Origin of the sequence: Nitratifractor sp. (genome assembly GCF_015487065.1) — a bacterium.
Taxonomy (GTDB): Bacteria; Campylobacterota; Campylobacteria; order Campylobacterales; family Sulfurovaceae; genus Nitratifractor.
The window spans coordinates 1-25,165 of record NZ_WFQN01000013.1; the positions used below are offsets into that span (position 1 = coordinate 1).

The 25,165-nt window shown below is 53.8% G+C and carries 29 protein-coding genes, 1 tRNA gene and 1 riboswitch; of the genes, 3 read left to right on the top strand and 27 right to left on the bottom strand.

Annotation, left to right across the window (positions count from 1 at the left end):
- Window positions 1-313 (top strand): DHHA1 domain-containing protein (locus F8I07_RS00625; RefSeq protein ID WP_292654377.1); only part of this gene is annotated, 313 nt, incomplete at its 5' end.
- Here the strand turns inward: F8I07_RS00625 and F8I07_RS00630 are convergent.
- The 3 genes from F8I07_RS00630 to F8I07_RS00640 are packed head-to-tail and all read right to left on the bottom strand — an operon-like array spanning window position 310 to window position 1,922.
- Window positions 310-1,056 (bottom strand): hypothetical protein, encoded by a 747-nt coding sequence (locus tag F8I07_RS00630; RefSeq protein ID WP_292654379.1) that lies wholly within the window; start codon window positions 1,054-1,056, stop codon window positions 310-312. The genes F8I07_RS00625 and F8I07_RS00630 overlap by 4 nt on opposite strands.
- 13 nt (window positions 1,057-1,069) lie before the next feature.
- Window positions 1,070-1,639, bottom strand: a complete 570-nt coding sequence (recR, locus tag F8I07_RS00635) for a recombination mediator RecR (RefSeq protein WP_292654382.1) — start codon at window positions 1,637-1,639, stop codon at window positions 1,070-1,072.
- Window positions 1,626-1,922 (bottom strand): Dabb family protein, encoded by a 297-nt coding sequence (locus F8I07_RS00640; RefSeq protein ID WP_292654384.1) that lies wholly within the window; start codon window positions 1,920-1,922, stop codon window positions 1,626-1,628. Before F8I07_RS00640 ends, recR begins: the two co-directional genes overlap by 14 nt.
- Before the next feature lie 127 nt (window positions 1,923-2,049).
- On the opposite strand from F8I07_RS00640, the gene dnaJ reads away from it, so the two are divergent.
- Window positions 2,050-3,177, top strand: a complete 1,128-nt coding sequence (gene dnaJ / locus F8I07_RS00645; RefSeq protein WP_292654387.1) for a molecular chaperone DnaJ — start codon at window positions 2,050-2,052, stop codon at window positions 3,175-3,177.
- Between the two features lie 46 nt (window positions 3,178-3,223).
- Here the strand turns inward: dnaJ and F8I07_RS00650 are convergent, their stop codons facing one another.
- From F8I07_RS00650 to F8I07_RS00660, 3 genes are all read right to left on the bottom strand, one after another.
- A complete protein-coding gene (locus F8I07_RS00650) occupies window positions 3,224-3,502 on the bottom strand; it encodes an HU family DNA-binding protein (protein ID WP_292654390.1) in 279 nt (92 codons plus the stop codon).
- A 154-nt stretch (window positions 3,503-3,656) separates the two neighbouring features.
- Window positions 3,657-3,748: riboswitch (cyclic di-GMP riboswitch) on the bottom strand.
- A 96-nt stretch (window positions 3,749-3,844) separates the two neighbouring features.
- A tRNA-Leu gene (locus tag F8I07_RS00655) sits at window positions 3,845-3,930 on the bottom strand.
- Window positions 3,931-3,994: 64 nt separating this feature from the next.
- Window positions 3,995-4,300 (bottom strand): F0F1 ATP synthase subunit C, encoded by a 306-nt coding sequence (locus F8I07_RS00660; protein ID WP_292654392.1) that lies wholly within the window; start codon window positions 4,298-4,300, stop codon window positions 3,995-3,997.
- 219 nt (window positions 4,301-4,519) lie between these two features.
- Between F8I07_RS00660 and F8I07_RS00665 the strand changes: the two genes are divergently transcribed.
- On the top strand, window positions 4,520-5,077 hold the full coding sequence (locus F8I07_RS00665; protein ID WP_292654394.1) for a L,D-transpeptidase: 558 nt from the start codon (window positions 4,520-4,522) through the stop codon (window positions 5,075-5,077).
- A 73-nt stretch (window positions 5,078-5,150) separates the two neighbouring features.
- Here F8I07_RS00665 and F8I07_RS00670 read toward each other — a convergent pair whose 3' ends face one another.
- The 21 genes from F8I07_RS00670 to F8I07_RS00770 form a co-directional block, all read right to left on the bottom strand.
- Complete coding sequence (locus F8I07_RS00670; protein WP_292654397.1) at window positions 5,151-7,331, bottom strand: polyribonucleotide nucleotidyltransferase; 2,181 nt, start codon at window positions 7,329-7,331, stop codon at window positions 5,151-5,153.
- Between the two features lie 17 nt (window positions 7,332-7,348).
- Window positions 7,349-7,612, bottom strand: coding sequence for a J domain-containing protein (locus F8I07_RS00675; protein WP_292654400.1), 264 nt, complete (start codon window positions 7,610-7,612; stop codon window positions 7,349-7,351).
- Entirely contained in the window at window positions 7,613-9,715 is a 2,103-nt protein-coding gene (locus tag F8I07_RS00680) for an LPS assembly protein LptD (RefSeq protein ID WP_292654403.1), read from the bottom strand.
- A gap of 103 nt (window positions 9,716-9,818) precedes the next feature.
- A complete protein-coding gene (gene purD / locus F8I07_RS00685; protein WP_292654406.1) occupies window positions 9,819-11,093 on the bottom strand; it encodes a phosphoribosylamine--glycine ligase in 1,275 nt (424 codons plus the stop codon).
- Between the two features lie 329 nt (window positions 11,094-11,422).
- Complete coding sequence (locus F8I07_RS00690) at window positions 11,423-12,082, bottom strand: uroporphyrinogen-III synthase (RefSeq protein ID WP_292654408.1); 660 nt, start codon at window positions 12,080-12,082, stop codon at window positions 11,423-11,425.
- Entirely contained in the window at window positions 12,079-13,047 is a 969-nt protein-coding gene (locus F8I07_RS00695; RefSeq protein WP_292654410.1) for a cation diffusion facilitator family transporter, read from the bottom strand. Before F8I07_RS00695 ends, F8I07_RS00690 begins: the two co-directional genes overlap by 4 nt.
- Window positions 13,048-13,072: 25 nt before the next feature.
- Complete coding sequence (locus F8I07_RS00700) at window positions 13,073-13,354, bottom strand: hypothetical protein (RefSeq protein WP_292654412.1); 282 nt, start codon at window positions 13,352-13,354, stop codon at window positions 13,073-13,075.
- Between the two features lie 108 nt (window positions 13,355-13,462).
- Window positions 13,463-15,337 carry a molecular chaperone HtpG gene (gene htpG / locus F8I07_RS00705; protein ID WP_292654413.1) on the bottom strand — a complete coding sequence of 625 codons (1,875 nt, stop codon included), beginning with the start codon at window positions 15,335-15,337 and terminating at the stop codon, window positions 13,463-13,465.
- Between the two features lie 107 nt (window positions 15,338-15,444).
- Window positions 15,445-15,879 carry an MOSC domain-containing protein gene (locus F8I07_RS00710; protein WP_292654414.1) on the bottom strand — a complete coding sequence of 145 codons (435 nt, stop codon included), beginning with the start codon at window positions 15,877-15,879 and terminating at the stop codon, window positions 15,445-15,447.
- A gap of 82 nt (window positions 15,880-15,961) precedes the next feature.
- Window positions 15,962-16,645, bottom strand: coding sequence for a TonB C-terminal domain-containing protein (locus F8I07_RS00715; protein WP_292654415.1), 684 nt, complete (start codon window positions 16,643-16,645; stop codon window positions 15,962-15,964).
- Window positions 16,645-17,031, bottom strand: coding sequence for a biopolymer transporter ExbD (locus tag F8I07_RS00720; RefSeq protein WP_292654416.1), 387 nt, complete (start codon window positions 17,029-17,031; stop codon window positions 16,645-16,647). Before F8I07_RS00720 ends, F8I07_RS00715 begins: the two co-directional genes overlap by 1 nt.
- A gap of 1 nt (window position 17,032) precedes the next feature.
- Window positions 17,033-17,563: a MotA/TolQ/ExbB proton channel family protein gene (locus tag F8I07_RS00725; RefSeq protein ID WP_292654418.1), complete on the bottom strand. Its 531-nt coding sequence runs from the start codon at window positions 17,561-17,563 to the stop codon at window positions 17,033-17,035.
- Window positions 17,564-17,612: 49 nt separating this feature from the next.
- Entirely contained in the window at window positions 17,613-17,999 is a 387-nt protein-coding gene (gene atpC, locus F8I07_RS00730; RefSeq protein WP_292654420.1) for an ATP synthase F1 subunit epsilon, read from the bottom strand.
- Between the two features lie 16 nt (window positions 18,000-18,015).
- Window positions 18,016-19,422, bottom strand: coding sequence for a F0F1 ATP synthase subunit beta (gene atpD / locus F8I07_RS00735; protein WP_292654423.1), 1,407 nt, complete (start codon window positions 19,420-19,422; stop codon window positions 18,016-18,018).
- Between the two features lie 16 nt (window positions 19,423-19,438).
- Window positions 19,439-20,326 (bottom strand): ATP synthase F1 subunit gamma, encoded by an 888-nt coding sequence (gene atpG, locus F8I07_RS00740; protein ID WP_292654426.1) that lies wholly within the window; start codon window positions 20,324-20,326, stop codon window positions 19,439-19,441.
- A 14-nt stretch (window positions 20,327-20,340) separates the two neighbouring features.
- On the bottom strand, window positions 20,341-21,855 hold the full coding sequence (gene atpA / locus F8I07_RS00745; RefSeq protein ID WP_292654429.1) for a F0F1 ATP synthase subunit alpha: 1,515 nt from the start codon (window positions 21,853-21,855) through the stop codon (window positions 20,341-20,343).
- Between the two features lie 30 nt (window positions 21,856-21,885).
- Complete coding sequence (locus tag F8I07_RS00750; protein ID WP_292654432.1) at window positions 21,886-22,419, bottom strand: F0F1 ATP synthase subunit delta; 534 nt, start codon at window positions 22,417-22,419, stop codon at window positions 21,886-21,888.
- Window positions 22,420-22,971 (bottom strand): F0F1 ATP synthase subunit B, encoded by a 552-nt coding sequence (locus tag F8I07_RS00755; protein ID WP_292654434.1) that lies wholly within the window; start codon window positions 22,969-22,971, stop codon window positions 22,420-22,422.
- A gap of 14 nt (window positions 22,972-22,985) precedes the next feature.
- A complete protein-coding gene (locus tag F8I07_RS00760; RefSeq protein ID WP_292654437.1) occupies window positions 22,986-23,408 on the bottom strand; it encodes a F0F1 ATP synthase subunit B' in 423 nt (140 codons plus the stop codon).
- A 65-nt stretch (window positions 23,409-23,473) separates the two neighbouring features.
- A complete protein-coding gene (locus F8I07_RS00765) occupies window positions 23,474-24,352 on the bottom strand; it encodes a ParB/RepB/Spo0J family partition protein (protein WP_292654440.1) in 879 nt (292 codons plus the stop codon).
- Between the two features lies 1 nt (window position 24,353).
- Window positions 24,354-25,136, bottom strand: a complete 783-nt coding sequence (locus F8I07_RS00770) for a ParA family protein (RefSeq protein ID WP_292654443.1) — start codon at window positions 25,134-25,136, stop codon at window positions 24,354-24,356.
- Between the last annotated feature and the right edge of the window lie 29 nt (window positions 25,137-25,165).

Genomic DNA, 25,165 nt, shown 5'->3' on the forward strand with positions numbered 1-25,165 from the left:
CACGATCCACTACAAGGGGTACAAAGGAATTTTGGGATACAACGTGGGCAACGCCTCGCTCATCGGCAACGCTTTCCTGCTGGCCAATCCGGACTACGACTTCTACATGGATGTCAACTCCCGGGGCAACTTCAGCCTCCGAAGCAATGACAAACTGGATGTCTCCGCCATGGCCGCCGAAATCGGCAACGGCGGGGGGCATCCCAACGCCAGCGGCGGCAAGATCGAAAACTACAAAGACTCTTTCGTCTACAGCGATCTACGGGAGGCGATCCAGCACTATATCGACGAAAAGAGTGCTCAGCCCTCCTAAGCCCGTCGGCCCACTATTCGAAGCAGAACCTCCTCTTCCGTCAGCACCCCTTCTCTCTCTGCCTCCTCTTTCAGCATCTCTATAAAAGTCTCAAAGAGTCTAAGTCGTTCCGTCTCTTCCAGAAGGAGCGCCCGATACGATAGGATCTTTTCCGCCCAATCCCGGAGTTCCGCTTCGCTCACCCGGTGGTGCCGGTAGACCACCTGCGCCTCCTTCAGCCGGAGTCCACTTTGCCGGAAACGGCAGCGCCACGACTCCGCTTCGACGTACGCTATCTTTTCGATCTTCTTCTCCAGGCCCAGGCGTGCAATCGACAATGCCAAAACCCGCTGCGTCGTCTCCAGATGCCCGGGAAGCGGAAGCTCCAGCAAAACCCTGCCGTCGGGACGCAAAGACCGAATGATCCCGGCCACCGCCCGATCCGGCTCGAAAAGACGGTAGGAGGCATCGGCAAGAATCACTCCGTCGAAGCGCTCCCTGTCCCCGAGATACTCTGTATGAGCCAGGACGCCTCTGAACCCCGCTTTGCGGGCCCGGATAACTTCCTCTTCCCGCTGACAGAGAATCAAAAGTTCAACTCCTTTCTCCTCCCAGGCGAGAGAATCACGCCCCTCGTCGTATCCCAGCATCAGAATCTCTTCTCCCGCTTCAGGAGCGAGTCGCCGAGCGAGGGATAGGCTTCTTTTGATAGGAAGGGATACTGCCGAAGGAGGCGCCATAAAATCCAGAAGATTTTTGGGCATGGAAAGTGTGCCCCTAGACTCGGACTCGGTCTTCCAGCGCCCGGGAGAGGGAGAGCAGATCGATATTGTCAAGTTCCACGCCGGTGGGAACTCCCTGGGCGATCTTGGTAAAGACCAGAGGACGATCTCTCAGCCGGTCCTCGATGAAGAGAATCATCGTGTCAGTGGCGATGCCCGGAGGAAAGGCGAAGATCACCTCTTCGACACCTTCGACGATGCTCTGTAGATGGCTCTCGTCCAGATCCTCGATGGAAGAGAGGATGTAGTAGAGCCCCTCGTACTGCCCCGACTCTTCGATGGTAAAGATATCTTTGGCACTCTGGACAATACAGAGTTTGCTCCGGTCCCGGCTTGCATCGCTGCAGATCCCGCAGAGCTCATCCTCGCAGATGGCATGGCAACGCCGGCAGGTCCCCAGTGTCGTAACCGCATCCTCGATGGCCTGGGCCAGCTTGAGCCCGCTGAACCCCTCCTCCGTCACCAGATGGTAGGCCAGTCGCGTCGCCGTCTTTTTGCCGATGGTCGGCAAGGCGTTGAAGGCCTCGATCAGACGTTCGAAGGCTTCGACTCTATACCGTCTCATAGTCCACAACTTTGCTGTAATCCGTCACCTGTTTGAGATAGTCGATCACCTTAAGATGCTCGGGATGGACGGCATACTCCTCCAGCCCCTGACGGTCGGCGAAAGTCGCCGTGAGCACCAGGTCCATCGCCCGCTCTTCCGGCGAAAAGTTCACGCCCGTCTCCATCCGCTCCAACGAAGGAACTTTGCCTAGCAGTCCTTCGATCCGATTGGCGGCTTCCCGGATGCGCTCTGCTTTTTCCGGGTGTTCGGTGAATTTGATCATCACAATATGTACTACCAAAACGACTCCGTTGACTCAGAAGTATTCCCGAATTATAGCCTAAATATTTATGGTAAAATTCCGACAACTTTTATCCTGCTTATCCCTTTTTTCAGGCGAAAAATATCCCTTCAGGAGTATCCGATCCATGGAAAATCTCGATTATTACGAAGTGCTTCAGGTCAGCAGAGACGCTACCGGTGCGGAGATCAAAAAGGCCTACCGGAAACTGGCCATCCAGTACCACCCCGACAAAAATCCCGGGGACAAAGAGGCCGAAGAGAAGTTCAAACGCATCAACGAAGCCTACGGAGTCCTCGGTGACGAAGAGAAACGGGCCATCTACGACCGCTACGGCAAAGAGGGGCTCGAGCGCCAGGGGGGCGGCTTCCATGCCGAAAGCATGGACGATATCATGGATATCTTCAACTCCATGTTCGGCGGAGCCTTCGGAGGCTTCGGCGGATCCCGCCGTCGATCCGATCGCACCAACTACGCGATGGACCTGGAGGTGGAACTGGACCTCAGCTTCCAGGAGGCGGTCTTCGGCTGCGAAAAGGAGATCACCCTCCAATACAAAGCCCCCTGTGAAGCCTGCCGGGGCACCGGAGCCAAAGCGGGGCAGATGGAGACCTGTAGCACCTGCGGAGGTCAGGGACAGGTGGTTATGCGCCAGGGCTTTATGACCTTTGCCCAGGAATGCCCCCACTGTCAGGGGCGGGGAAAAATCGCCCGGGAGCGCTGTCCCGAATGTGAGGGTCGTTCCTATCGGCTCGAGGAAGAGACCGTGACCCTCTCCATCCCGGCAGGTGTCGATACCGGCAACCGCTTGCGTATTCCGGCCAAAGGGAATGAAGATGCGCAAGGACGACGGGGGGATCTTTATGTGCTTTTCTATGTGGAGGAGGATGAACACTTCGTCCGGGAAGGCAATAACCTCTATATCGAAGTGCCGGTCTTTTTCACCCAGTGCATCCTAGGGGAAACAATCACGATTCCCTCTCTCGAGGGAGAGTTGGAGCTGGAGCTCAAACCGGGAACCCGGGACCGGGCTCAGTTTGTCTTTCGGGGCAAGGGCGTTCCCGACGTTCACGGAGGACGCACCGGGGACCTCATCGCCCAGATCAAGATGATCCTGCCCAAAAAACTCGATACCGATCAAAAAGAGCTGCTCAAAAAGGTTCAGGAGAGCTTCGGCGTCGAGAGTCATCCACATAAAAACCGCTTCGAAAGCGCCTTCAAAAAGATAAAAAGCTGGATAAAGGGAGAGAAGTAAAAAAAGGAAGATCCGTTGATCGTCGAGAACCCCGACGATCCGAGGTTTATTTGGCGACAGCGTCTTTGATGGACTTGCCGAATTTAAACTTGGGAGCGGTGTGTGCCGGCTTGGTATAGGTCTTGTCGGTTCCGGGGACTTTTCCGCTCTTTTCGGGAACTTCTACGGTACTGAAGGTTCCGAATCCTACGAGGGTAACACTCTTTTTGTTGCTCAGCGCTTCGGTAATCGCTTCGGTAAAGGCTTTGATCGCAGTCTCAGCGGCTGCTTTGCTTTCGTAACCGCCTTTTTCTTTTACCAGCTCAACGAATTCAGCTTTTGTCATATAGATCCTTTCTCACTTTTGATTGATACGTATCTATTATAGGTATCAATTTCTTATAAGGCGTTTAAAACTCAACGCCCACAGCCCCAAAACCCGGACGGGGAGTGGAAATGTCTCCTTTCTCCCCAGGATTGCTCCGGCAGATGACACCGGAAGATGCAACCCGGCTATCTCTCTACCTCCAAGGCACCGGAGAGACCCGTGGCTTTCCGTCCCTGCCTCGCGACAGGTTTGGCTAAAGTAATAATAGATTAAAAAACTTGGGTTTTGCTTAGATTTGTAGGGAATGATTAGAAAAAGTATGTTTTTGAGCGATTTCAATATCGTCAAGAAGATCACATCTGGTGCGGCAGAGAGGATTTGAACCTCCACGGGCTTGCGCCCACCAGCCCCTCAAGCTGGCGTGTCTACCGTTCCACCACTGCCGCGTGGAGAACTTTTGTTACGTGGGCGGAATTATATCCGCTCCACGCTTAAAGATTACTGATGCTCTTAGCCGAGGAAGGGGTTGGCATAGAGAGCGATCAGGGCGATAACCAGGGTATAGATAACCTGGGCTTCGATCATCGCCAGGGCGATGAACATGGTCGTCATGAGCTTACCGCCCAGACCGGGGTTGCGTGCCGTACCGGCGATGGTAGCAGCTGCAGTGTGACCCATACCGACCGCACCGCCCAGAGCGGCCAGTCCCAGACCGATACCGGCGGCAACGACGGAATAGGCCTGAATCATCGATTCTCCTTCACCGGCCAGTGCAAAAGCCCCCAGGGCGATGAAGAGTGCAAAAAACTTTTTCATGAACGTTCCTTTGTTCGTCAAATTCGGTTTTGGGTCCCGTCGACCATCTCTCGGAAGTCCGTTCGGCTTGCGTAAACGTTTCGACTACCGAAACGCCAACAGTGACATAAATGCCGACTGTTTCCCTACTTATCACTTCCCGAAAAGACAGAAAAATTATACAGTAAAGATCTTTAGAGTCCGGCAGATCTTTCACAAGATTCTGATACAATACCGCCCATGAAATCTATTGGACTTTTTAGACTCTGGCTGATCATTCTACTGCTGCTTCCTCTGGCTGCCCGGGAGGTCGTTCCTTTGAGCAAAACCCGTTTCAGGGTTCTCTACGATAACGGTTCGCAACGGACGGTCGATCTGACGGGCAAAGAGTTCGTCGTAGTCTCGGTCCGGGAACCGGGAAGCGACGGCCGTTTCTATGCCGTGGACCGTGACGGGATCGTCTGGTGGACGGGGGCCATCACCTCGGGAGCGGACGATTACAAAACTCCATCCGGCATCTATCCCGTTCTCTATAAGAAACGCCATCACATGTCGACAAAATATCCCGATCCCTCCGGGGTCAACAATATGGACTTCAGTATCTTTTTTACCCATCAGGGACATGCGCTGCACAAAGGAAGCGTCAACTGGATGAGTCACGGCTGTATCCATATCGATCCGCGGGATATCCGGACCCTCTACCGCTGGGCCAAGCCCGGCACAACCCGGGTCGTCATCACCCGGCACAGCTATATGCCCTTCGCCCGCCCGGATCTTTTGAAATTCCACCTCAAGTAGAAACGGATCCCCTTCAGCCAGAGCCTAGACTCCTGATCAGGCTCGGAATGACGTGTTTTTCAGAGCGTTTTGATCAAGCCTGATACTCCGGCAGTGCCAGTTCCACTTTGCGCCCCTTCTGATCGAGCACTTTGACTTCGATCTCTTGGCCGGGAGCGTATTCGTCAAGACGATGCCCGGCCATTTTGGAGACATGGAGCAGTGCATCGTGTCCGCCGGGCATCTCGACAAAGAGACCGTAATCGACGACCCGCTTGACGGTTCCACGATAGGTCTCTCCGATATGATACTGGGGGATCGAAGGCTCTTCCCTCGTCGCAATCCCCTCGATATGCTCCCGGGCCGCTTTGACTTTTTCCCGGTCGTGACCCGTCACCTTCACCCCGCCCTTTTCCCGATCCAGGTCGATCTTGACTTCGAAGCGTTCGATAATCTCCCGGATGGTGCTGCCGGCTTTGCCGATAATATGAACGATCCGGGAGGGATCGATATGAAAATGTTCCGAAATCGGAAGCGCGGCACTGGGAACGATGTGACGCTGAGCCTCTTCCATGAGATCCAGAATGTGCAGGCGGGCGGTTCGGGCCTGCAGAAGCGCCTCCTCCAGGATCTTAAGGTCCAAACCGCCCAGTTTGATGTCCATCTGCATCGCCGTGATCCCCTTGCGGGTTCCGGCGACCTTGAAGTCCATATCGCCGTCGTGATCCTCCAGTCCCATGATGTCCGTGAGGATCGCATAGCGCTCCTCCTCTTTGATCAATCCCATGGCCACCCCGGCCACCAGATCGCTGATCTCCGCCTCGGCAGAAACCAGTGCCAGAGAACCGGCGCAGACCGTCGCCATGGAGGAGGAGCCGTTGCTCTCCAGGATCTCCGAAACCAGGCGGATCGTCCGGGAAAGCTCCCGGTCGATCACCGGTTCCAAGGCTCGTTTGGCCAGATTGCCGTGCCCCAGTTCCCGACGGCTCGGTGCTCCGATGGGACGAGCCTCCCCCACGCAGAAAGGCGGAAAGTTGTAGTGTACCATGAAGCGCTCTGTCCGGGGTCCTCGCTCCGTCAGCAGCTCATAGAGCTGGCCCTCTTTTCCCTCTCCCAGGGTCACCGTCGCCAGGGCCTGGGTCTCTCCGCGGGTAAAGAGGCAGGAGCCGTGGACACCGGGCAGGAGATTGGTTTCGATGCTGATGGGACGGACCTCATCCAATGCTCGACCGTCGGCACGACGCCGCTCCTCCAGGATCTGTCGGCGGAGCTTCTCCCGTTTGACGGCCTCGATGGCCCGATAGATCTCCAGAGGATCCCGGTGCATCCCCGCCTCCTGCAAAAAGGCCTCGACCTGTTGCATTACTCTGTCGATGATATCGCCCCGCTCTGTTTTGGAGAGCCCTTCCAATGCCGATTGGATCTCCCCACCGAAACGATCCCGCACCAGTGCCGTCAGCTCCTTCAGACTCTCGGGATCTATCATCGGCGACAGATCGGGGACCGCTTTTTTCAAGGGAAGCAAAGCTTCTTCATAATGTCGACAGGCGACGGCGATCTCTTCCTTCGCCTCCGTGATCAGTTCCACCAATCTCTCTTCGGAGAGTTCATTGCTCTCCTGATGGGGCAGGAGAACAGGCATCGGCCCCATCAGCAGCTCCGGATCGGGCAGCTCCGCTATCTCGGTACTTTCCGTCGCTTTCGCCGCCATCTCGATCATCAAAAGCTCTTCATCGCTCCCGACCAGCAGCAGGTCCAGTTCACTCTCTTCCATCGCACTGCGGGAGGGGTTGAGCAGACGCTCTCCGTTTCGGCGACCGATCCGCACCGCGGCAATACTGCGATCTATCGGCAGATCGGAAATCAACAACGCGGCATTGGCCGCATGCAGGGCCGCCACCTGCAGATCCGTCTCCGAATCGGCGCTCAACACCAGGAGAGTGATCACGACAGGGTAGGCAAAATCCTCCGGGAAGAGAGGACGCACGGAACGATCCACGATCCGAGCGGTCAAGGTCTCGAAGTCACTGGGTTTACTCTCCCGCTTGATGAAACCGCCGGGAATCTTCGCCGCGGCATAGGCCTTTTCGATATACTGCACCGTCAGAGGGAGAAAAGGTTCATGAACCGCCTCCTCCTCCATGACGACCGTTGCCAGGATGACGGTTTTTTCTTGGCGATAAAGGAGTGAGCCGTTACTCTGTCGAGCCACTTTCCCCAGGGTATAGCTCTCCTTGAGTCCGTTCACGTCGATTTCGATAATTTTTTCCTGCATTTTGTCTTGATTCCCTTTTAAAATTTGAATTTCCCTGAATGGTGCGCCTCAGGATTCTGTTGGGCGATCTCCTCTTCGTCAAAACGAAAACGAAAATTCTCCACATACTCCATCAGCGTCTCATAGGCCCGATTGATCGCCTCCATCCGCTCGGCATCTCCGGCTTCACGATCCGGATGATGGCGACGTGCCAATTGACGGTAGCGTTTTTTGATCTCTTCCCGCGTCACCATCGGGGGGAGGCCCAAGGTCTCCAATGCTTTGCGAATTTCGGACTTCATTTAAAGTTTCTCATGTGAAGCGTTTCCCACACCGCCGAAAGGCACCAGATTGAATTGGAAGGTAATAGAGTTGTTGTGAAGAGACCCCCGTCCGTTTTTGGTCAAAGCCGGCGTGATCTCCCTTTTAAAGATCAAGGTAATATTCCAACACTTTTTATCATAGAGAATCCCCCCTTTCCAATCCTTGGAACTTTTGGCCTTGAAATCATAACTGTAGCCTCCGTACCAGGTCACACGATCGTTCTGTTTATACCGAAGATCGACCCCTATTTCGTTCTGACTCACCTCCTCCTCTTCTATCCGTGTATGGGTCAGGTCCACGGCAAAGGTCTCACTGCGATAGCTCAAGGTATTGGCCAGTTGGCTGAGTGCATGATGACGCAATGAATAATCGATCCGACTGGAGAAACGATAGTTGCCGTAACTCAAGTGCAGCTCCTGCCGCAGTTCATTCCAGCGGGAATCATTGTCAGGGTAGTAGTCCGCTGTAACCAGGTAGTCCGCGCTGAAAGGGCTGGCATAGGCTTGCCAAAAATGGTGCATTTTGAAAGCAAGACACGAATCGTAAACCCTATCGAGATCGTAATCATCGACCAGCTCCGGATTGAGATCGTTGTAACTCAAATCCCCCTCCGCCAAGAGCGTACTCTTGGTAAAAGAAGCCGCCAAAAGCATCGTATGCAACCCGCTTGCATAACCGCGAACCAAATCACTGGAGAGCTCTACATCGTGATGCAATACCAACGCCGCATAGTGGTCCTCTCCGATATGCAGGGAATTTTCTTCCATAAATTTGGTATCAGAGGCGCTCAGCTCCTCTTTGACGGAGAGATTGAGAAAATCCTCAAACAGAGCGGTGTGGAACTCCACCGGTAGCGTCGCAATCCCCTGCAAAGCACGGGTCCCGTCTTTTCGCCAATAGTTGCGCAGTTGGGCATCGAAACTGTAGTGCAGAAACTTGTTTCCCAGTTCTGCGGTAAATTTATGATACTCAAGTGCCGGGAGCTCCTGAATCGTTGCATTGTTCTCTTTGCTGGTTGTATCAATGAAGTATCGTGTTCTGAAACCGAAATATTGATCATCGTTGTAGAGAAAATAGTTGACACGGGACTCCTGAAAACGACTCTCCTCTTCCAGATGATTCAGTGTCGAATACTGAAGATTACGGTAGTCGATATCGTTAAAAAGATTGAGATTGGCATAAAGACCGTCCTGGTACCCCTCCGGTTTCCACTTTTGGAGGAAATTACCGCTTTCGTAAAGCAATTCAAAACCATAGTGGCTTTTGTTTTCAAGGTCATGGCGATTGACAAAAGCGTTTTTGTCCCGGAAATAACCCGTACGAATCTCTCCCCTCGACCAGGGACTATCCACGAAACGAAATGTCCCGTAGAGTCCGTATCCCCGCTTGGAACGAATCAAAGGGTTGAGTTCCAAATCCATCGAGGGGGCTATCGCCCAGAAATAGGGCTGTTCATAATAGTATCCTTCGTCTTTTCCGTATCCGAAACGGGGCATCAAAAAGCCTGAGTGACGTTGACGCTCCAGAGAAAATCCCAGATAGGGAGTATAAAAAAGAGGCGTTTTCCCTGCATAAAACTTGACATCGTGCAGGCGCATATACTTTGTCTCGGAATCATAAACCGCTTCACCGAATTTCACCGACCAGTCAGGGTCTTCTACCGAACAGCTGGAAAGTACACTGTTGCGCAGGGTATAGTTTCCATCCTGTTTTTCGGCATCGTCGGCATAGACCCAGATATCATCGCGATCCGTATGATAGAAATCGCTGAAAGTCACATGGTTTTTATCTACTTCAAAAACAAGTTTGTCGGCCAAGACTTTGCCGCCCCGGTTGCTCAGGACCTCGACATGCCCCTGCAAGACGATACGATTGGCCTGGCGATCATAGGTCGCCCGATCCCCCAGAAAGAGCGTTCCGTCATAGGCCAAAACAACATGCCCTTTGGCATAGACGGTATGGTCCCGGCTTTCGAAGCTATCAGCATAGAGCTCGGCCAGGCCTTGATTATCTCCCGTCGCTACGGCCGCTTCGAGAATCGCGCCCAAAAATAAAAAGAGTAGCAGGGGGAGTTTACGCATTACCCAAACCTTCCATCCTTCCCCGCGGAAATGGCAAAGAGAAAGCATCGATCCCGACAGAGTATCCCCCTGCCGCCGCGATAGTCTTTCCCCCTCATTTCTCTCAGGCTTCCAGTGCTTGATAAGCGATATCGGTTCGGCACTGCTTCCCGGCGAAATGCACCTGTCCCACCAGCATATAGGCCCGGTCACGGGCTTCGCGGATCGACGTTCCCAGTCCGACGCAAACCAGCACCCGACCGCCGGTGGCATAGAGTTTGCCGTCCTCTCCCCGGCTCACACCGGCAAAGGAAATGTGAGTGTTGTTCGCCAACTCATTGTGATGGATCTCGTCGAGAATAATCTCCGCCGGTTCACTGGAACGGTAGGGGTAGTTTTTGCTAGCCATGACGACGCCCACCGCATAGCGATCATAAAACTCGATGGCTGCTTCGGAGAGCCTGCCTGTCGCCGCTTTGTAGAAAAGCTCACTGGCGGGCGATTTAAGAAGCGGCATCAGTACTTCGCACTCCGGATCACCGAAGCGGACATTGTACTCCAGGATATAAGGCTCGCCGTCGACCACCATCACCCCCATGAAGAGTACACCCGTGAACGGCATCCCCTCTTCTTCCATCCCTTTCAGTGTGGGACGGATCACCCGTTCGTCCAATTTCCGGTAGATCGATTCGTTGACCAGGGGCGTCGGGGCATAAGCGCCCATCCCTCCGGTATTGGGGCCCTTGTCCCCGTTGAGGAGCCGCTTATGATCCTGGGCGGCGGGGAGCACCACATAGTCTTTGCCGTCGCAAACGGCAAAGACCGACAGTTCATAACCGTCCAGAAACTCCTCTACGACGATCCGGCTCCCCGCTTCGCCGAAGGATTCGCCGCTGAGCATTCCTTGTGCCGCCTTCTTCGCCTCTTCGCGGGTGGGAGCGATGATGACCCCTTTACCGGCGCAAAGGCCGTCGGCCTTGACGACGATGGGAGCCTCCAGTGTCTCGATAAATGCCGAGGCCTTGTCGAACGAATCGGTCTCCAGATAGCGGGCGGTGGGGATCCCGTGACGGGCCAGAAAGTTCTTCATGAAGATCTTGGAGCCTTCCAATTGGGCTGCTTGAGCCGAAGGGCCGAAGATCGTCAATCCCTCCGCTTGGAAAATATCGACGATTCCCTCGACCAATGGGGCTTCGGGCCCGACAATCGTCAGATCAATCCCCTCCTCTTTGACAAAAGCGGCCAATTCACGGTAATCCTTGATCGAGAGATTCTCTCCCAGCTGATCAGTCGCACCGTTACCTGGGGCGAACCAGATCTTTTCCACTGCCGGGTCCCGCTGTAGCGCCAATCCGATTGAGTACTCCCGTCCCCCGCTTCCGACTACCAATACTTTCATCCTGCCTCCGTTTTCGAGAAATCAGCAATCGGAAATCTCTTCTTTCCCATTTCTCATTTCTCATGACAAAAAAATCCCCCGGGTGGCCGTATTTGCTATGTGTCGGCCCTAATAAGCCAACGGTGGAGGAGTGAAGCGCTCTTCAGGGGACGGCCTCTCGTCCGTTGCCGGACTCAAACGATGTCGTCCGCACACCGAGCGCTTACAGGATCCTCCAATACTTTATGTGTTGGACCCCATTTGCAAGTAGGCGAACCACCCAGGGTTGTAACGATTATAACGAAAGCGGAGTTAGCCGAAAATAAAAAAAGAGCTGGGGGAGATTGATATCATTTAGTATCATCCCGTGAGGCCGCCAGTTCCCGTGCAGCAGCCACACAAGCGTCGATTGTCGGCTCCGATGCTACCGTGAATTTCGCCCCGTCAGGGAGGTGTTCGAGCGTCGCCCGTCCGATGACGACGGCATGGTAACTGGAGTTCCAGGCAAAGTTTTTCAAAAAACAGTGAATCGTCGAGGGAGAGGTGAAGATAATGATCGCTCCCTCCGGCGGTGCTTCTTTGGAATCATAGTGCCGGCAATGTGTTTCATAGATGATCTGTTCCCGCAGCTCGATTCCCGCTTTTGCCAGGTAGGTGCGACTATCAAAAGAGATCTTTCTGGGACGCAGATAGAGGATCCGGCGCTTGCGAAATTTTTCGGCCAAATCCCGTGCCAGAACCGCCCCGTAATACTCTTCGGGACGATAGAGAACCGTCCCCCCCAGTTTCCGGATCTGTTTTTCCGTGGCCGGTCCTATCGCCACCGTGGGCAGGTTTTTCCAGCTCGGATCGATTCGCTCGGCACTGAGCACTGCCTGCTTGGAGGTGAACATCAACGTGTCACATCCCTCCATTTCCAAACGGTCGGCGACCAGCGAAAACCCGATCATCGGCAACGAATGTGTTCCAGGGCGGGCCAGCGGAGAGGTGAGATAGATCAGCGGGATCAATTCCCTCCCCCACTGTCTTCCTGAGCACAGGCATATCGGATCTTCCCTTCATAATAGATCTCATTGAGATGCTCATCATCATAGGGATCGAAGTGGGGAGTGATCACCCAGCCTTTGTTGGGCTCCAGGGAAGCGATTTTGCACTCGAGATCCTCAGCAATCCTGTGAGCTTCTTCCAGGGTCATCTCCGGGGTCAGAACCAGATGAAACTCCACGAAGTTGTGACTGCCGTCGGTTCGGGTTTTGAGCCAGTGGTAGCCGTTGACCTTGGGATGGTTGCCGATAATTTCACCGATTTTGGCGACGATTTCACTGGGAAGCGAGCGATCCAGCAGAATCATGACCCCCTCTTCGATGATCTCATAGGCGGAGTAGATGATATAGAGGCCGATTCCCAGACCGAAAAGAGCATCCACCCAATCCCATCCGGTCAACCAGACAATCAATAAAGCCGCCACGACGGCACCGTTGCTGAGCAAGTCGGTCTGATAGTGAAGGGCATCCGCTTTGATGACAATGTTGTCAGTCTCTTTGGCGATACGCAGGAGATAGCGCACCAGCAGCCAGGTCACCAGAATCGAGAAGAGCATAATCCCCAGGGAGGCCCCCAGATATTCCGTACTCTGGTGATGAAGGACTTTTCGAATCGCTTCATAGATGATAAAGAGTCCGGAGAGGGTAATGATCGTCCCTTCGATCACTCCGGCGATCGCCTGGACCTTTCCCTTGCCGTAGGGAAACATCTCATTGGGATGTTCTTCCGCCTTTTTGATGGCAAAAAAGTTGAAGAGAGAAACACCCATATCCAGAATCGAATCGATAGCGGAGGCAAGCACCGCCACCGATCCACTCATCAGTCCGACAAAGAGTTTGACAAGGGTCAGCAGCGCGGCCGCAGAGGTGGAGACGATGGTCGCCCGGCGTTGGGCGGAGATCTCCCCTATTTTATATGAGAGATTAGCCATAGAAGTGGTCTATTGTGGAGGCGGATCAGGATCCTACCGGTGCCACCGGAGATCGAGGATGGACAGTATTTTTGCCGTGACTTTCGTGACGGCAATAGCCGTCAGGTTCTTCCCCGGGGAAAAAGTGGACACATGCCATACAGTTGTGAGGACCTTTGACAAAACGCTCCGTTTCGACAACCGAATAGCCGTTACGGGCACAGGGATCTTTCATAAAATTGCGGCTGCAATCCGCCGCCACGGCCGTACTCCCCATTGCGAGCAACAGTCCCGCCATTCCCCATCCATACATTCGCTTCTTTTTCATCATTTCAACCTTCCAATCCAATTCACTTTTCGCCATAGTAACATATTTTTATATTTTTTAAGATTAGGCAGTAAAAACAAGGGGAAGAATCCTGATCCGCAGGAGGGATCAGAGCGCCCGGCTGAGCAGATCGGCGACCCGACGGGCAAAGGCCGCTTTGTCTTTGGGCTCCAGCCCTTCGGCGAGTTTGGCACTGTCGAGCAGTACCCAGGCACTCTCTTCGAAGATCTTTTCATCGTCGATTTTCTGAAGTTTCCGGATCATTTCGTGCTCGGGATTGATCTCCAGGATCAACGGAAGCTCCGGCTCCTCCTGACCCATCTGGCGGAAGAGATGGCGCATCGAAACCATCGGATCGCTGCTGTCAGGCACGACACAACTGGGACTTTCACTCAGGCGGGTGGTCACTTTGACATCCTTGACCGCCTCGCCCAAAGTGCTTTTGAGCTTTTCGACAAGCGGGGTGTACTCTTCGCTCAATTTTTCCAACTTCTCCTTATCCTCCGCCTCCGGAGCGTCCACCGTGGCGATATCCACCAGTTTCCACCCTTTGTATTCACCGATGGCCGGCGTGACGATCTCATCGATCTCCCGGTCATCCATGATCAAGACTTCGATATCGGCGTTGCGGTAGGCTTCGAGCAGCGGAGAGTGACGCAGGACATTTTCATCCTCTCCGATCAGATAGTAGATCTCCTGTTTCGTCTCCCCTTCCCGTTCGCCGGCGCGCCGCATATAGTCGTCCAGGGAGGTCAACCCCTCGACCTTGCTGCTCTTGTAGCGGACAATCTCCAACAGCGTCTCTTTGTTGAGATGGTCGGTGAAGATTCCCTCCTTGATCAGTTTGTTGTACTGGTCGATGAAACGATCGAACTTTTCATCATCCAGTTTCTTGATCGCTGAGAGGACCTTTTTGACCGATGCCTGACGGATGTTGGCCAGGATCCGGTTCTCCTGCAAAATCTCCCGACTGACGTTCAGCGGTAGATCCTCGCTATCGATGATTCCCCGGACAAAACGCAGATAAAGGGGAAGCAGCTCCTTCTCCTCATCGGTGATGAAGACCCGCTTGACATAGAGTTTGACTCCCGGTTGGAAATCGGCCCTGAAAATATCCGCCGGCGCTGTCCGAGGAATGTAAAAGAGCGTGGTGTACTCCAAAGAACCTTCGGCCTTGTTGTGGAGCCAGAGCAGCGGCTCTTCGCTGTCATGCCAGAGGGTGGAGTAGAACTCGATATAGTCCTCATCTTTGAGTTCACTTTTGGGAAGAGTCCAGAGCGCTTTGGCTTCGTTGATCTGCTCGCTCTTTTTGACCTTTTTCATCTCCACCTTGTCGCCCTCGCCCACATTCTCTTCGACCTCATAATGCAAGAAGATGGGATAGGGGATGTGATCGGAGTATTTTTTGACGATCTCTTTGACCCGCCAATGATCCAGGAACTCCCGGGCATCCTCTTTGAGCTTGATGTAGATGACGGTGCCGTGCTCCTCTTTGATCACCGGATTGATCTCGTACTCGCCGGTGCCGTCGCTGCTGAATTTCCAGGCGGTCTCCTCTCCCGCTTTTTTGGTGATCACATCGACGCGTTCGGCGACCATGAAGACCGAATAGAACCCGACCCCGAACTGACCGATGAGATTGTTGTCTTTCTGGGCATCTCCGCTAAGCTGCTCCAGGAAGGCCCGGGTTCCGGACTTGGCGATGGTCCCCAGATTGTGGATCAGATCCTCTTCGTTCATGCCGATCCCGTTGTCGCTCACGGCGAGGGAGTTGTCCTCTTTGTCGATCTTGATATTGATCTTGGGCGACCACTCCTCCTCCTTGAATCGCTCCTCTGTCAGGCGCAGATAGTTGAACTTGTCCAGTGCGTCGTTGGCATTGGAGACCAACTCCCGCAGAAAGATCTCCCGGTTGGAGTAGAGGGAGTGGGTCATCAGATGGAGCAGTTGCCCAATCTCTGTCTGGTATTGATGTTTGGCCATCTCGAACTCCTGAAGAATTTTTGGAGTATTTTACCTTAGATCAAGAAATATTTCAAGAGTTTACGAAGAATATCTTAGCCAAAGTGACTAAAGTATGGGGGCTACAATCATGATTCCGATTTGACAAGTTCCATGCGATCCCCCCGGGCCAATCTTCCCCCTTGAATCACCTGGAGATAGACCCCTCGAGTCTCTTTCACCAGTCGGGGCAAGCGGGGATCGTAGATTGCAAGATGCTCACAAATCGTGCAGGGGCGGGTCGCTTCCAGTATCACTTCGCCTGAAATCAAACGATCACCGGGCGCTACCCGGCGGGTATCCAAATCCACGAGGATATTTTCTCCCAGATCTCCGGGATGCAATTCGATCCCCTCTTTTCGAGCAATCTCATAGGCGAGGGTTCCGGTTACCAGAATCGAACGATCGAGCTTCTTCCCGTAAAACTTATCTCCTAGCACCCCCTGGGGATCCAAAGTGATCTCGGAGCACTCGCTCCTTCCCTTTTTTTCGGGTTCTGCCAGAAAAAGTCGCAAAATTTCCATGCCCGTATTATCCTTGAAAAATTTCGCCGATTATAGCACAAGAGAATGTCCGATTTTTCGATGAGGAGTTTTGAGGATGCTTCTACTGGTGGGCGATAAATTTCACTTCGATATCATAGGGTTTACCGTGAGAGTGGGGACCGAAACCAAACTGCTGAAGCTGTTTGAGATAGTTGATCAGTGCATGATTGAAATCGGGATTGCCCGACAGTCGCAGGATCCGATAGTCAAAACGTCCGTCCGGATAGATCTTGAGGCGGATGTCGATCTCCTCCCCGGCGAAATTGGCCTGAGCCGGCCACCCTTTGAGCAGATTTTCGACTTTGGCCAGATAGGCGTTCTCCACGCCGCCTTCGTTGCGACTCTTTTTCAGCGTTTTCGCTCCCGCTTTCTTCTCGCCTGCACTTCCCGTATGTGGACGGGTCTTCGCAGCTTTCCGGGGCGGAACTTTGACGTGGCTGAAGAGTTTTTTTGTGTCGGGTTTCCGTGCCTTTGTGCTCTTCCTGGCCGGACGGTGTGCCCTATTTTTTTGGGGAGCGGCAATATTCCGCGGTTTGGGGTGGCGTCGCTTTTTGACCGGACTTTTTGCTGCAGGTTTCGGGGGATGAGGAGATCCGGCCAGAGAAACCGCGATGCCTTTCCGGTTCTTTGCGACAAAATGAGTCGATTTTTCGCTGCGGTGAAAACCGAAATAATAGAGAATCAGACCGATGACGCTCAGGTAGATGATGACAGCCGCAATTCCGGCGAAAATTTTATCCCGCATCATTCCGTCAACAGTGACACCCTTGGGAAGCCTGCCTCTTTGACCGTTTTGAGCAGATAGATCACATCTTTGTAGGGTAGGGACTCATCCGCGCGGATATAGACGTCGCTCTTTTTGTTCATGGTGGAGGACTTGAGCATGAAGTTGTCGGCAAAGTCCCGCAGAGAATAGGTATCGTTCCCCAGATAGATTTTGCGGTGGCGGTCCATCCGGATGGTGATACTGGGGACTTTCTCCACTTTTTTGCTGCGGGTTCCTTTGGGCAGGGTGATCTGTTCCTGATAGGTAATGGTGGGCGCCGTCACCATCAGAATCGCCATCAGAACCAGCATCACATCGACGAAGGGGGTGATATTCAGATCGGGATCGTCATCCCAATGGAACATCTCATGCCTCCCTCTGCCGCTGGGCGAGGATAATCTCCGACTGGGATTCCAGCAATGACTGAAGTTCGTAGGCCTTGCGCTTGAGCAGCAGGTGAAAGGCATAAGCAAAGACTGCGACGAAAATCCCCGCCGCCGTCGCCACCAGAGCTTCGCTGATCGCCGGCGCGACCACGGAGAGCGAAGCGCTCTTCTGGGTTCCCAGTCGACCGAAAGCTTCCAGAATACCCACAACGGTTCCGAAAAGGCCGATAAAGGGTGAAGTGGACGCCATGATGGAGAGCTGGGTCAATCCTCTGGTCGCACTGCGGACCGCATCGTTGGAAGCGGCCTTGAGGACTTCGGCACTCAGCACACCGATCTGCTGAAGATATCCCGTCAGCAGAGAATCGGGAGAGACGCTCTCACTGCGCCCCATGTAGAGCCGGCTCAGAGAGCGTGATTCGGATTGAAGTCGCCGGCTAATGAGTCGGTAACGGTAGATGAAGATCCAGAAGGTCGCAATGAAATAGAGTGAAAGGACAAACAGCACCATCCAAGTGATGGCACTGCTGTCAGAAAGATAGGAGGAGAGAGAACCCACGTTAGTAGGATTTCTTGATCGATTCGACCTTGCTGACCGCCGCAGCGATGGCCATATCGGAAGTCTGGGCCTTTTGCAGAAGCTCTTTGGCCTCGGCCATCCGCTCGCTCAGTTTGCCCTCTTCGTCGCTGATCAGCACCGCGCCGTCGACGATACAACTGACTTTGCCTTCATCGACCTTGACATAGCCGTGATTGATGGCGATCATTATCTCTTTCCCGTCGGCGGTCTCCACGGTAATGACACCGGCGTCCAGGAGTGAGACGAGAGAGGCATGTTCGGGGAGAACACCGAATTCCCCCTCTTTACCGGGAAGAGTCACCATCTTGACATCCCCCTCGTAGATGAGGCCGCTGGGGGTGACGATCTCAAGTTTCATGGTTTTCATAGAGATCCTTTGAGGCTTAAGAAGCCTTCTCTTTCATTTTTTCCGCTTTTTCGATCGCTTCGTCCATGCTACCGACCATATAGAAGGCCGCTTCAGGCAGATGATCGTATTCGCCGTTGAGGAGACCTTTGAAGCCTTTGATGGTCTCTTCGAGGGTCACGTAGCGTCCGGGAGCACCGGTGAAGACTTCGGCGACATGGAAAGGCTGGGAGAGGAACTTCTCGACCTTCCGTGCCCGCTCGACGATCAGTTTGTCCTCTTCGCTCAGTTCGTCCATACCCAGAATGGCGATAATGTCCTGGAGATCCTTGTACTTCTGGAGGATCTGCTGGACACCGCGGGCCACCTGATAGTGCTCTTCACCGATGATGACGGGGTCGAGCATTCGACTGGTGGAGTCCAGAGGATCTACGGCGGGATAAATACCCTTTTCCGCGATGGAACGGTTCAGAACGGTGGTAGCATCCAAGTGGGCGAAGACCGAGGCGGGAGCCGGGTCGGTCAGGTCGTCCGCGGGGACATAGACCGCCTGGACCGAAGTAATCGAACCTTTGGTCGTGGAGGTGATCCGCTCCTGGAGCTTGCCCATCTCACTGGCCAGGGTCGGTTGATAACCGACGGCCGAAGGAATCCGACCCAGCAGAGCGGACATCTCGGCACCGGACTGGGCGAAACGGAAGATATTGTCGATAAACATCAGAACATCCAGTCCCATCTCGTCCCGGAAATACTCGGCCATGGTCAGACCGGTCAGCGCGATACGGTTACGGGCTCCCGGAGGCTCGTTCATCTGGCCGTAGCAGAGGGCGACTTTGTCCAGAACGTTGGACTCTTTCATCTCGTTGTAGAGGTCGTTTCCTTCCCGGGTCCGCTCACCGACACCGGCGAAGACGGAGTAACCGCTGTGTTTCATGGCGACGTTGTTGATGAGCTCCATGATGATAACGGTTTTCCCGACCCCGGCCCCGCCGAAGAGGCCGACTTTACCTCCCTTGGCGTAGGGAGCCAGGAGGTCAACGACTTTGATTCCTGTCTCGAAAATCTCCGCTTTGGTGCTCTGCACGTCAAAGGCGGGAGGCGTACGGTGGATGGACCAGGTGGTCTTGGCCTTGACGGGCTCGCCTTCGTCGATGACATTACCGATGACGTCGAAAATCCGACCCAGTACCTCTTCACCGACAGGGACTTTGATGGGGGCACCGGTCGCTTTGACCTCCTGGCCTCTCACCAGCCCCTCGGACATATCCATGGCGATCGTCCGCACACGGTTGTCACCCAGCTGAATCGCAACCTCCAGCACCAGCCGGTGCTCTTTGCCGTTGACATTCAGCGTCGTCTCCAACGCTTCGTTGATCTCGGGAAGATAGTCGCTGAATTCCACATCGACTACCGGTCCCATAACCTGAATGATTTTACCAGTCATGTACTCTCTCCTCGTTTTATTTCAGTGCTTCGACACCGCTGATGATCTCGATCAGCTCGGTGGTGATGGCTTCTTGCCGTGCTTTGTTGTATTGGACCGTCAAGGATTTGACCATCTCCTTGGCATTGGTCGTCGCCGCATCCATCGCCTGCATCCGTGCGCCGTGTTCCGCCGCCAGCGAATCGATCAGGGCGTAATACATGACGTATTCCAGATAACGGTGCACCAACGCTTCCAGGAGCGTATCGTCATCATCGGGTTCCAACTCAAGCTCAGAACTGCTCGGCTGAGCCTCCTGCGGCAGGGTTGAAGGATCGACGGGAACCAGATGATCGATGCGGATCTCCTGCGTGATCATATTGACATACCCGTTATGAACAACAATCACTTTGTCGGTCTTTCCCTCGATGTAGTCATTGACACAGCTGCGAATAAATTTGGCCGCTTCTTCATAGGAGGGCGAGGCACTCAGTCCTTCGATCTCATCCAGCATCTCCTGCTGATTGAACCGATAGTAGGCGATTCCCTTCTTGCCGATGGCGCGAAGTCTCACCTTGGCTCCTTTGGCACTCCACTCCTCCATCAGCTGGTTGACCGCTTTAAGCGTTTGGGAGTTGAATCCGCCGCAAAGCCCTTTGTCGGCGGTGACGAAAACGATGTCGACCGTTGCAGGTTTCTCGACCTTTCTGAAATAGATATTGTCGCTGACATCGTTATGCTTCGAGATCTGCAGAGCGATTTCGTCAATCATCTCCGTGATCTTCTGGGCATAGGTTTTGGAACGTTTGGCAAGCTCTTCGGCACGCTTCAGTTTCGCAGAAGAGACCAGCTTCATTGCATGGGTCGTCTTCTGCGTCCCCTTGACGCTCTTGATCTTGCGTTTGATATCTTTTAGGCTAGCCATGCTTCAACCTTGCGTTATGCTGCAAACTGGGACTTGAAATCCTCGATCGCTTTTTTCAATTCCTCTTCGGTATCGCTCTTGAGCTCTTTGGTCTCACGGATACTCTCCAGAATATTGCTGTATTTGGCATCCAGGAAGGTGTAGAACTCCCGCTCGAAACGGGTGATCTCGGAGACGGGAATATCGTCCAGATAACCTTTGGTCCCGGCATAGATGATGACCGTCTGCTTTTCGACAGGGATCGGAGCGTAAGGAGGCTGCTTCAGCAGCTCCGTCATACGGGCTCCCCGCTCAAGTTGGTGACGGCTGTGCTCATCCAGGTCACTGGCAAACTGGGCAAAAGCCTGAAGCTCCCGGTAGGAAGCCAGGTCGAGCCGCAGGGTACCGGAGACTTTTTTGATCGCTTTGATCTGGGCGGCTCCTCCGACCCGAGAGACGGAAAGACCGACATTGATCGCCGGGCGGATACCGGCGTTGAAGAGATCGGTCTCCAGGAAGATCTGACCGTCGGTAATGGAGATGACGTTGGTGGGAATATAGGCGGAGACATCCCCGGCCTGCGTCTCGATAATGGGAAAGGCGGTAATCGAACCGGCCCCCAGTTCGTCGCTCAGTTTTGCCGCACGCTCCAGCAGACGGGAGTGGAGGTAGAAGACATCACCGGGATAGGCTTCACGACCCGGAGGACGTCGAAGAATCAGTGACATTTCGCGATAGGCGACCGCATGCTTGGAGAGGTCGTCGTAGAAGATAACCGCATGACCGCCGTTGTCCCGATAATACTCTGCCATGGTAACACCGGCATAAGGAGCCAGATACTGCAGTGCGGAGGGATCGGATGCCCCGGCATTGACGACAATCGTATACTCCATGGCCCCGTTTTCTTCCAGCTTTTTGACCAGCGATGCAACGGTAGACTGTTTCTGTCCGATGGCGACATAGATACAGACAACCCCCTGGCCTTTCTGATTGATGATCGTATCGATCGCCAAGGTGGTTTTACCGGTTTGGCGGTCACCGATGATCAATTCGCGCTGACCGCGTCCGACGGGAACCAGTGCGTCGATTGCCTTGATACCGGTCTGGAGAGGCTCATGAACCGATTTTCTCGCCATGATACCGGGGGCTTTCTCTTCGACAAAACGCTTTTCGCTGGCTTCGATGGGACCTTTGCCGTCGAGAGGCTCTCCAAGAGGATTGACAACCCGACCGATCAGACCGTCACCGACGGGGATTTCCAGAAGTGTTCCCAAACGTTTAACGCTCATACCCTCCCGAATATCGGCATACTCGCCGAGGACAACCACACCGACACTGGCTTCTTCCAGGTTCAGAACCTGTCCTTTGGTTCCGTTTTCGAATTGGACCATTTCACCGGCCATCACATTGCTCAGCCCGTAAACTCTGGCGATTCCGTCACCGATTCCGATGACCTTCCCCACTTCGTTGATATCTACATTCAGTTCGAAATTTTCGATCCGTTCCTTGATAATGGAACTGATCTCATCCGCTTGCAATTTCGCTGCCACTGCTGCTCCTTTCTGTAAGTTTGCTTTGGTTTAGAGTGCCCGCTGGATAAAATCCAACAGTTCCGCTTTGAGTCGTGATTTGGAAACGTTGAGTTCCAGCCCCAGATCCTCAACCTCCACTTTGAGACCGTCAGTTTTGTCGCCCGTCTGTTTCAGTTTGATCTTTGCACCGCTGTAGTCACCCAGGAGGCTTTCAAGCTCGGCAACCTTCTCCTTGGGAAGCTTGCTGTCGGCTTCCACCGTCCCCTCGAAGCGATTCTTGAGACGCTTGATCTCATAATCCAGAATAGCGTTCAACGCGGGAACGAGATCGAGCCGACCCTTTTCACTCATAATCTCCAAAAGGCGATAGAGACGAGGATCGACCTTCTTTTTCAACGGTTCGACCAGAAGACGAAACTTCTCATCACCGCGTACCAGAGGAGAACGTACCAACTCTTTGGCTTTGGGGTCATTGAGGGAATCCTCAAGCTGCCGCAGAACCTGAAGCTGCGCCGGCAACTCCTTCTCCGGAATCAGTTCCTGCAGTGCTTTCGCATACCGTTTGGCGATCAATTCATTCATTTAAGCCACCTTTTTCGCAAGGGTATCGATGATCTGAGATCCGGTCAGAGGAATATCCGCAGGATCGATATTCTCATCCAGAAGCGCGACAATGGTCTCACGCTGCATTTTGCGCTCTTCGGTTTCCATACGCTCTTTGAATTGCTGCTCCAGGGCGGCGAGTTCTCTGCTTCCCATCTCCCGATAGCGTTTCGCAAGCAGCTCGGCCTCTTTTTGGGCATCTTCGAGAATCTCCTGAGCTTTCTTTTCGCTTTCGGCCAATTTTTGCTCTGCCGCTTTCTTCGCCTCTTTCGCTTTTTGGAGACGCTCTTCGATTTCATTCAACTGAGACGCAATCTTTTCCCGGCGCTCCCGGAAAAAATTCCGAATGGGATCGGCGACCAGATAATAGATCAATGCGGCAAAGATCAGAAAGTTGAAAACCCGTGGAACAAAATCGGTACTCCGCCCGGCAATCGACGCATAGTGGCTCGCACCCTCAGCCTCCCCGGCGACCAACATAAATGCAGGCACAACCAGCGCGGCCGAAAGGGTCAATAACGTTTTTTTCATGCTTTTCCTCTCCCTCAGATTTGGCTGAATTTGGCTTTGAGGCTCTCTTTGATCAGCGGTAGCTGGGACAGTACGGCGGACCTCAGATTCTTCCGTTCCTCCGACAACCGCTCGGTAAAGCGACGATACTCCTCTTCCAGCGACTGCTGTTTGGCCGTCAGTGCGGTTTCGTTCTCCGCTTTGACCGCTTCGATAGCCGCCTGACGAATCCGCGCGGCTTCGCTCCGTGCACTTTCCAGTTTGGCCTGCGCCTGCGTCAGCAACTCTTCACTGCCGCTGCTGAGGTTTTTGGCCGCCTCAAGATCCCGGGCAATGGTCTGATCCCGATCATCCATAAAACGCAATAGAGGCTTGTAAAGCCGGTCATTGAGCTGATAAATAAGGAAGAAGAAAATCAGTAGAACAATCCCCATCAGAAACGGATGTAGTTCAAGCATCGGCACTCCTCGTAAAAATTAACGCATTTTATCATTTTGCGTTTTAAATAAGGGTTAAGTAGGGCTTATCGATTCTTTTTGTTCAAAAAATCTATCAATGCTTTCAGATCCTGCGGATTCGGGAGCAGGATCTCGATGCCTTTGCGTGTCATTCGGTGGGGGAAAGGGAGCAGCTCTTCGAGTTGACGGAGCAGTGTCGGATCGGCTTCTAACGACGGCGGCGTCCGATCTGTCCGTTGCTGCGGCTTGCCTTCCCGGGTCTGCTTGACCAGTGTCTCCGTCTCCCGCACACTCAGTTTGCGTCCGACAATCGTATCGACAAGAATCCGTTGTTTCTCCTCGGGGAGTGCCAACAGCACCTTGGCATGCCCCTGACTGATACGTCCTTCCGTCAGCGCTTGGCGAGCATAGCCCGAGAGGGAGAGCAGCCGCAGCGTATTGGTGATCTGGGAGCGGCTCTTGTGGACAATCCCCGCCAGCTCTTCGTGAGTAATCCCGTGAACATCCAGTAGTTCCTGATAAGCCTGCGCCAGTTCGATGGGGTTGAGATTCTCCCGTTGGATATTTTCCACCAGGGCCAATTCCCGCATCCGCAGACGGTCCAGATCCACATCCGCTACGATAGCGCGGATCGTCTCGGCTCCAATCAGTTTGTGGGCTCTCAGGCGTCGCTCTCCGGCCACCAGGATCCATCGGTCTCCGTGGGGAATGACCACTACCGGTTGCAACAGGCCGTGACGTCGGATCGACTCCCCCAACTCTTCCAAGCGTTGGGGATCGAAATCCTTGCGGGGCTGATAGGGGTTGGGATCGATCCCTTCCACCGGGAGTTCCTTCACCTCTTCTCCCAGACCGCTTTCGGAAAGTTCCTTTTCATTCAACTCGTTTTCGTAGGCCTGCCCTACCTCTTCGAGGATAGCCCCCAATCCCTTGCCCAATGCCATTTCAGCTCCTCAGAATCGCTTCCGCCAGAGCTTTGTAGGCTTTGGAGCCTTTGGAGCCGGCGGCGTAATGGATAACGGGCTTTCCGAAGCTGGGGCTCTCCGCCACTTTGACATTACGGGGAACCACGATGAACTCATCTTTCTTCCGGATGAAGAGTTTGTCCCGAAAATGGTGTTCCAGATCCGCCAACACCTGTTTGGAGAGATTGTTCTGACCCGAGTACATCGTCGGGAGAAACCCTTTGATTTTGAGTTTGGGATTGATGGTCTTGCGCAGCAACGAAACGGTATTGAGAAGCTGCGCCAATCCTTCCAGAGCGAAAAACTCGCACTGAATCGGAATAATGACCGAATCCGAAGCGCTCAGCGCATTGATGGTAATCGGCCCCAGGGCCGGAGGGGAATCGATGATGATATAGTCGTACTTTTTGCGAACGGAGGCGATCGCCTGCTTCAGAATCATCTCCCGGTTGCGTTTCCGACTCCCGTAGAAATCTTTTTCGATGCCGACCAGACCGATATTGGAAGGCGCCAGGTGCAACCGTTTGACCGCGGTTTTTAGGATGATCTCCTCGATCTTTTTGCTGCCGATGAGCACGTGATAGATGTTGAACTCGTAATCGTTGCGGCTGAAACCGAGGTTGGTGGTGGCATTGGACTGGGGATCCACATCAATGAGCAGAACCCGCTTCCCCTCCTCAGCCAGGGAGGCAGCCAGATTGACCGCCGTCGTGGTCTTGCCGACTCCCCCTTTTTGATTGGCAATGCTTATTACTTCACTCATCGTAATTCCACGATCCTTTCTCCATCGAG

Coding starts and splice junctions, on each gene's coding strand:
- F8I07_RS00660 (WP_292654392.1), bottom strand. CDS start 4,300: ATGAAAAAGTTTTTTGCACTCTTCATCGCCCTGGGGGCTTTTGCACTG.
- F8I07_RS00760 (WP_292654437.1), bottom strand. CDS start 23,408: ATGCTTGAACTACATCCGTTTCTGATGGGGATTGTTCTACTGATTTTC.
- F8I07_RS00725 (WP_292654418.1), bottom strand. CDS start 17,563: ATGGTGCTGTTTGTCCTTTCACTCTATTTCATTGCGACCTTCTGGATC.
- htpG (WP_292654413.1), bottom strand. CDS start 15,337: ATGGCCAAACATCAATACCAGACAGAGATTGGGCAACTGCTCCATCTG.
- F8I07_RS00720 (WP_292654416.1), bottom strand. CDS start 17,031: ATGTTCCATTGGGATGACGATCCCGATCTGAATATCACCCCCTTCGTC.
- F8I07_RS00630 (WP_292654379.1), bottom strand. CDS start 1,056: ATGCCCAAAAATCTTCTGGATTTTATGGCGCCTCCTTCGGCAGTATCC.
- F8I07_RS00750 (WP_292654432.1), bottom strand. CDS start 22,419: ATGAATGAATTGATCGCCAAACGGTATGCGAAAGCACTGCAGGAACTG.
- F8I07_RS00650 (WP_292654390.1), bottom strand. CDS start 3,502: ATGACAAAAGCTGAATTCGTTGAGCTGGTAAAAGAAAAAGGCGGTTAC.
- purD (WP_292654406.1), bottom strand. CDS start 11,093: ATGAAAGTATTGGTAGTCGGAAGCGGGGGACGGGAGTACTCAATCGGA.
- dnaJ (WP_292654387.1), top strand. CDS start 2,050: ATGGAAAATCTCGATTATTACGAAGTGCTTCAGGTCAGCAGAGACGCT.
- recR (WP_292654382.1), bottom strand. CDS start 1,639: ATGAGACGGTATAGAGTCGAAGCCTTCGAACGTCTGATCGAGGCCTTC.
- atpC (WP_292654420.1), bottom strand. CDS start 17,999: ATGAAAACCATGAAACTTGAGATCGTCACCCCCAGCGGCCTCATCTAC.
- F8I07_RS00670 (WP_292654397.1), bottom strand. CDS start 7,331: ATGCAGGAAAAAATTATCGAAATCGACGTGAACGGACTCAAGGAGAGC.
- F8I07_RS00665 (WP_292654394.1), top strand. CDS start 4,520: ATGAAATCTATTGGACTTTTTAGACTCTGGCTGATCATTCTACTGCTG.
- atpD (WP_292654423.1), bottom strand. CDS start 19,422: ATGACTGGTAAAATCATTCAGGTTATGGGACCGGTAGTCGATGTGGAA.
- F8I07_RS00700 (WP_292654412.1), bottom strand. CDS start 13,354: ATGAAAAAGAAGCGAATGTATGGATGGGGAATGGCGGGACTGTTGCTC.
- F8I07_RS00680 (WP_292654403.1), bottom strand. CDS start 9,715: ATGCGTAAACTCCCCCTGCTACTCTTTTTATTTTTGGGCGCGATTCTC.
- F8I07_RS00675 (WP_292654400.1), bottom strand. CDS start 7,612: ATGAAGTCCGAAATTCGCAAAGCATTGGAGACCTTGGGCCTCCCCCCG.
- F8I07_RS00765 (WP_292654440.1), bottom strand. CDS start 24,352: ATGGCATTGGGCAAGGGATTGGGGGCTATCCTCGAAGAGGTAGGGCAG.
- F8I07_RS00715 (WP_292654415.1), bottom strand. CDS start 16,645: ATGCGGGATAAAATTTTCGCCGGAATTGCGGCTGTCATCATCTACCTG.
- F8I07_RS00695 (WP_292654410.1), bottom strand. CDS start 13,047: ATGGCTAATCTCTCATATAAAATAGGGGAGATCTCCGCCCAACGCCGG.
- F8I07_RS00770 (WP_292654443.1), bottom strand. CDS start 25,136: ATGAGTGAAGTAATAAGCATTGCCAATCAAAAAGGGGGAGTCGGCAAG.
- F8I07_RS00710 (WP_292654414.1), bottom strand. CDS start 15,879: ATGGAAATTTTGCGACTTTTTCTGGCAGAACCCGAAAAAAAGGGAAGG.
- atpG (WP_292654426.1), bottom strand. CDS start 20,326: ATGGCTAGCCTAAAAGATATCAAACGCAAGATCAAGAGCGTCAAGGGG.
- F8I07_RS00755 (WP_292654434.1), bottom strand. CDS start 22,971: ATGAAAAAAACGTTATTGACCCTTTCGGCCGCGCTGGTTGTGCCTGCA.